This window comes from Cellulomonas sp. IC4_254 (assembly GCF_011603975.1).
In the GTDB taxonomy this organism is placed as follows: Bacteria; Actinomycetota; Actinomycetes; order Actinomycetales; family Cellulomonadaceae; genus Cellulomonas.
The window spans coordinates 1-5,959 of sequence record NZ_JAANNB010000220.1; the positions used below are offsets into that span (position 1 = coordinate 1).

Here is a 5,959-nt window from a genome sequence, read left to right on the forward strand (position 1 = left end):
CCCCCGTCACCACCACGGAGACCACGGCGGTCGCGCACGCGGGCGACACGTCGGCCGCGCACACCCGGTAGGTGAACGTGTCCGTCCCGACGAACCCGGGCGCGGGCGTGTAGACCAGCACCCCGTCGACGAGCGCGACCGTGCCGTGGCCCGGGGGCGCGGTGACGTCGGGCGGCAGGACCGTGCCGCGGTCGTTCGCGGCGACGTCGATCGCCACCGGCGTCCCCTCGGGGGTGGTCGCGGCGTCGTCGACGGCCACGGGGTCGACGAGCACGGTCACCAGCCCGGTGCTGCACAGCACCGGGACGCCGTCGTCGCACACCGAGTACTGGTACTGGTCGCGCCCCGCGAACCCCGGCGGCGGCGTGTAGGTGGTCGTGCTGCCGGCGAGCGTCACCGTGCCGCCCGCCGCGGTCGGGAACGTCCGGACGATCGTCACCGCGTCGCCGTCCGGGTCGCTCACGGCGGGGTCCCCGGCGACCGGGGTGTCCACGGTGGTCTCCAGGAACAGCGGCGGCGCGTCCGGCGGCAGGTTGTCGGGCCAGACGTGCACCGTCACGACGGCGGTGGCGCAGTCGGCCGGGTCGTCGGGCGAGCAGGCCTGATAGGTGAAGGAGTCGGTGCCGAGGTAGCCGGGCCCGGGCGTGTAGCGCACGGTGCCGGTGGCGGGGTCGACGGCGACCAGGCCGTGGTCGGGCAGGTCGACCAGCGTCGTGGACAGGACCGCGCCGGGCGGGTCGTTGGCGAGGACGTCGATGGTGACGGGCGTGTCCCCGAGGGTCGTCGTCTCGTCGTCGACGGCCAGCGGGTGCACGATCAGCGTGACCGTCGCGGGTGCGCTGCACTGCACCGGGTCCTGGTTGTCGCAGACGCGGTACGTGAAGGTGTCGGTGCCGACGAACCCGACGTCCGGCAGGTACCCGAACCGGCCGCCGGGCAGCAGGACCAGCACCCCGTCGGACGGCCCGGTCACGGTGCTGAACCGCAGCTGCAGGTCGAGGTCGGGGCTGCTCCCGGTCACGCTCGAGACGATCGGCCGCCCGGCGACGGTCTCACGCACGAGGTCGTCGGCGGTCGGCGGGTCGACGACGTCCGGTCCGGGGGTGACCTCGGTGGTGACCGTCTCGGAGTCCGCGGTGCCGTCGTTGTTGGAGGGGTCCGGGTCGGGGGTGGTCGCGGTGGCGCGCACCGTGTTCACCAGCACGCCGCTGTCCGGGGCCGTGCCGGTGACGGTGAGCGTGACGGTGGCGCCGACGGCGAGCGTGCCGAGGTCCCAGGTCACCGTGGGCGGCGCGACGACGCCGCCGTCCGAGGCGGTGACGCCGGTGAGCGCGGGCGGCAGGTCGTCGGTGACGACGACGCCGGCAGCCGCGTCGGGCCCCGCGTTGCTGACGTCGATGGTGTAGCTGAACCGGCCTCCGGGGCCGACGAACGCCGGGCCGGTCTTGCTGACCTGCACGTCCGCGGACGCCGGCCCGACCGGGTCGGCGCAGTCCGGCGCCGGGTAGTCGGCGGGCCCGGGGACCGTGAGGTCGCGGACGTCGACGTTGGTCACGGACCCGGCGCCGGTGTCGGGGAACGTCGTGCCCGGGACGTCGACGAAGATGGGCACGAACGCGCTGTCCCCGTCGAAGCCGCCCTGCACGCTCGTCGCCCCGCTGAACACGTACCGGCCGAACCCGGTGACCGCGCCGTCGTCGGTCAGCGTCGTGGCGGTGAGCGCGGCCGCGGGCAGCTGCCGCCACGCGCCCTGGTTGACGAAGCCGCCGCCGAGCGCGACCAGCCCGGTGCTGCTGGACGCGCCGTTGTTGGTGAACCCGCCCGTGGCGGTGAGCACGCACCGGTTGGTCAGCGAGCCCGAGCCGTTGACCACCAGGTCGCCGCCGAGGTCGGCGGTCCCGGCGTTCTCGAACGGCCCGTTGACGATCGTCGTGCCGGCGGCGGTGAGCGTCCCGTTGTTGGTCAGCGACACCGGGGAGTTGAGGGTGGCGCCGCCCGGCAGCGCCAGCGTGCCGTCGTTGACGACCGTCCCGGCCGCCGGGGTGAACGGGCCGGTGACGGTCAGGGTCGCGCCGGCCCGGTTGGTCACCGAGGCGGGGCCGTTCAGCGCGAGGCCCGCGAAGGTCGCCGTCCCGGCGTTGTCGAGCACGAAGCCCGCGTTGACCGCGATCGACGGCATGCTCGCGCTGCCGCCCGGCGCGACGTAGATCGTGCCGGCGGCGTTGTTCACGTACGCGGGGGCGAGGGTCGCCCCGGCCGCGACGCACAGGGTGGCCCCGGCCGGCAGCGAGCCGACCCCGCCGATCTGGGTCCCGCCCGCGAGGAGCACGACCTCCCCGGCCGCGACGTCGAGCGCCGCGCCCGACGCGGAGCCGGTGACCGTCCGGGTGGGTGCCGCGCAGTCGTCCGCCGGGGCGGCCTGCGCCGGTCCGGCGGGGACCAGGGCGGCCAGCAGCAGCCCGCCCAGGGCCGCGGCGGCCCACCGGCGGGGCGCGCGCGGAGCCGCCCCCCGAGCCCTGCCGTCCTGCCGCGCGCCGCTGCCCGGTCGAGTCCGCACCGTGCCCCCGATGCTCGTGCGCGGTCCCCCGACCTGCGCGTCCGGCCACGGTACCCAGGGGCCGGGCCGGAGGCGAGGGGGTGGCGGCGGGCCGGACCGACGTCCCGCCGCGCCGCCCCCGCGACCGCCATCATGGTGCGCGTGCCGACCCAGCCAGGAGACGACGAGCTCGAGCTCATCCGCCAGTCCGGCGTCGCGCTGCGCGTCGGGCGGTTGAGCCTGTCCGCGGGGACCGGGTCGTACCGCGTCAAGTCGTCGATGGCCCGGATCGCCCGGGCGATCGGCGTCGACCGGCACGAGGCGCACGTGACGCTCACCGAGATCACCACCACGTCGCACCGCGGCCCGAGCTTCCGCACGGAGGTCGCCGAGGTCCGGTCCGTCGGCATCAACGCCGACCGGCTGGCCGAGCTCGAGCGCCTGGCCGGGTCGCTCGCGGCGTCGGGACGGCGGGCGACCGTCGAGGAGGTGTCCGCCGAGCTCGACCGGATCGAGCGCAAGCCGCCGCTGTACCCCGACGCGGTCAACGCGCTGTGGGCGGCCGTCGCGTGCGCGGCGTTCGCGTTCCTCAACAACGGCGGGCCGGTCGAGATGGCCGGCGCGTTCGTCGCCGCCTGGCTCGGCCAGCTCACCCGGCGCCTGCTGCTGCACCGCGGGTTCAACCAGTTCGGCGTCACCATGCTCGCCGCGGCGCTCGCCTGCCTCGGCTACCTCGGGCTGGTGTCGGCGGTGCACGAGCTCGGCGCCACGGAGGTGCGGCACGCCGCGGGCTACGTGTCCGCGGTGCTGTTCCTGGTGCCCGGGTTCCCGCTGGTGACCGGCGGCCTCGACCTGGCCAAGCTGGACTTCTCGGCCGGCGTCGCCCGGCTCACCTACGCGCTGATGATCCTGACCTCGGCGGCGCTCGCGGTGTGGGGCGTGTCGATCGCGGTCGGCCTGTCGCCGGACCCGGAGGCGGGCCCGGTGCTGCACTCCGCGCTGCTGCTGGTGCTCCGCATGGTCGCGAGCTTCGTCGGCGTGCTGGGCTTCGCGCTCATGTTCAACAGCCCCTGGCGGATGGCGCTCGGCGCCGCCGTCGTCGGGATGGTCGCGAACACCGGCCGGCTGTACCTCGTCGGCGAGGTCGCGCCGCAGGCCGCCGCCGCGGGAGCGGCGCTGCTCGTCGGGCTGCTCGCGGCCGTGGTCGCCCCGCGGCTGGGCGTCCCGCGGATCACGGTGTCCGTGCCCGCCGTCGTCATCATGGTGCCCGGCGTCTCCGCGTACCGGTCGGTGTTCTACCTGTCGAACGGCGACACCACCCAGGCGCTCGCCTACGGGGTGCAGGCGGGTCTGGTCGTCGTGGCGCTGTCCGTCGGGCTCGCGGTCGCGCGGATGCTGACCGACCGGGAGTGGGGCTTCGAGCACTGACCGCGACGGCCGTCGCGCGGCGCCGCGGGGAGCCGCTTTGCCGGGTGCCGGGGCGGCCCGGTACTGTGGCGCAGTCTGGAGACGTCGCATAGCCAGGTCTAGTGCGCGACCCTGCTAAGGTCGTGAAGGGGCAACCCTTCCGTGGGTTCAAATCCCACCGTCTCCGCTTCCACGAGGGCCCGGTCATGGCGACCGGGCCCTCGTCGCGTGCCCGGGGCGTGTCGCCGCCGTGCGGTGGGGACCTGAGGCTGGGCGCCCGAGGGGTCGCCCGCTGCCGGGGTCGGGCCCGCCGCACTCGCTACGCTCGCCCCAGCCGGTGCCGCGACGGGGCGACGCCGCGGGCGGCGGGGGTGTGGCGCGTGGACGCGGACGTCATCGTGGTGGGCGGCGGGCTGGCGGGGCTGGTCGCCGCCGACGAGCTCGTGCGGGCCGGGCGACGGGTGGTCCTCGTCGAGCAGGAGAGCCCGGCGAACCTCGGCGGGCAGGCCTGGTGGTCGTTCGGCGGCATCTTCCTCGTCGACAGCCCGATGCAGCGCCGGTTCGGCGTCCGGGACTCGGTCGACCTCGCGTGGCAGGACTGGCAGGGCACCGCGGGCTGGGACCGGCTGGACGGCGACCTGCCCGAGGACGCGTGGTCCGTGCGCTGGGGCCGGGCGTTCGTGGAGTTCGCCGGGGGCGACGCGCTGCCGTGGCTGCGGCAGCGCGGGGTGCGGTTCACGCCGGTGGTCGGCTGGGCCGAGCGCGGCGACGGGCTGCCCGGCGGGCACGGCAACTCGGTGCCGCGGTTCCACGTGCCGTGGGGGAGCGGCACCGGGATCAGCGAGCCGTTCGCCGACCGGGTGCGTGCCGCGGCGGCCGACGGGCGGCTCGTGCTGCGGTTCCGGCACCGGGTCGACGGGCTGGTGCGCACCGGCGGGGCGGTCATCGGGGTGCACGGCGCGGTCCTGGCCGACGACGACGCACCGCGTGGGGAGCGGACGAACCGCGACGTCGTCGGCGACTTCGTGCTCACCGCCCAGGCGGTGGTGCTGGCGACCGGGGGCATCGGCGGCGACCACGACCGGGTGCGCCGCTGGTGGCCGGACCGGCTCGGCACCCCGCCGCGCACGATGCTGACCGGGGTGCCCGCGTCGGTCGACGGCCGGATGCTCGACATCGCGGCGGCCGACGGCGTGCGCCTCGTGAACCGGGACCGGATGTGGCACTACACCGAGGGCGTCGCGAACTGGGCGCCGGTGTGGCCCGGGCACGGCATCCGGATCCTGCCCGGCCCGTCGTCGCTGTGGTTCGACGCCCTCGGCCGCCGGCTGCCCCCGCCGGGGCTGCCCGGGCACGACACCGTCGGCACCCTGCGGCTGTTGCGGGCCGACCCGGACCTGCAGCCGTACGACCACTCCTGGTTCGTGCTCACCCAGAAGGTGATCGAGAAGGAGTTCGCGCTGTCCGGCTCCGAGCAGAACCCCGACATCACCCGGCGCGACTACCGGCTGCTGCTCCGGACCCGGCTCGGCCGCGGCGCGCCCGGGCCCGTCGAGGCGTTCAAGGAGCGCGGCGCGGACTTCGTGGTCGCGGGGACGCTGCCGGAGCTGGTCGCCGGGATGAACGCGCTGACGGACGAGCCGCTGCTCGACCCCGCCGCGATCGAGCGCCAGGTCCGGGAGCGGGACGCGCAGCTCGCCAACCCGTTCGCGCGCGACGCCCAGGTGCAGAGCATCCGGAACGCCCGCCGGTACCGCGGCGACCGGCTGCTGCGCGTCGCCCGGCCGCACCGGGTGCTCGACCCCGCGGCGGGCCCGCTGATCGGCGTGCGGCTGCGGGTCATCACGCGCAAGACGCTCGGCGGCATCCAGACCAACCTCGACGGCCGGGCGCTCGGGCTCGACGGCGCGCCGGTGCCCGGGCTGTACGCCGCGGGGGAGGCGGCCGGGTTCGGCGGCGGCGGGGCGCACGGGTACCGGGCGCTGGAGGGGACGTTCCTCGGCGGGTGCCTGCTGA

At 76.2% G+C, this 5,959-nt stretch carries 3 protein-coding genes and 1 tRNA gene; 3 read left to right on the forward strand and 1 reads right to left on the reverse strand.

Annotated features, from left to right (window positions below; translation table 11 throughout):
* On the reverse strand, positions 1-2,557 hold a 2,557-nt coding region (locus tag G6556_RS16530; protein ID WP_166943887.1), incomplete at its 3' end, for an Ig-like domain-containing protein.
* A gap of 141 nt (positions 2,558-2,698) precedes the next feature.
* Between G6556_RS16530 and G6556_RS16535 the strand changes: the two genes are divergently transcribed.
* The 3 genes from G6556_RS16535 to G6556_RS16545 form a co-directional block, all read left to right on the forward strand.
* Positions 2,699-3,964, forward strand: a complete 1,266-nt coding sequence (locus G6556_RS16535) for a threonine/serine exporter family protein (RefSeq protein WP_346774953.1) — start codon at positions 2,699-2,701, stop codon at positions 3,962-3,964.
* Between the two features lie 77 nt (positions 3,965-4,041).
* A tRNA-Ser gene (locus tag G6556_RS16540) sits at positions 4,042-4,130 on the forward strand.
* Between the two features lie 193 nt (positions 4,131-4,323).
* Positions 4,324-5,959, forward strand: a 1,636-nt coding sequence (locus tag G6556_RS16545) for an FAD-binding dehydrogenase (RefSeq protein WP_166943891.1), incomplete at its 3' end; no start/stop codon positions are given.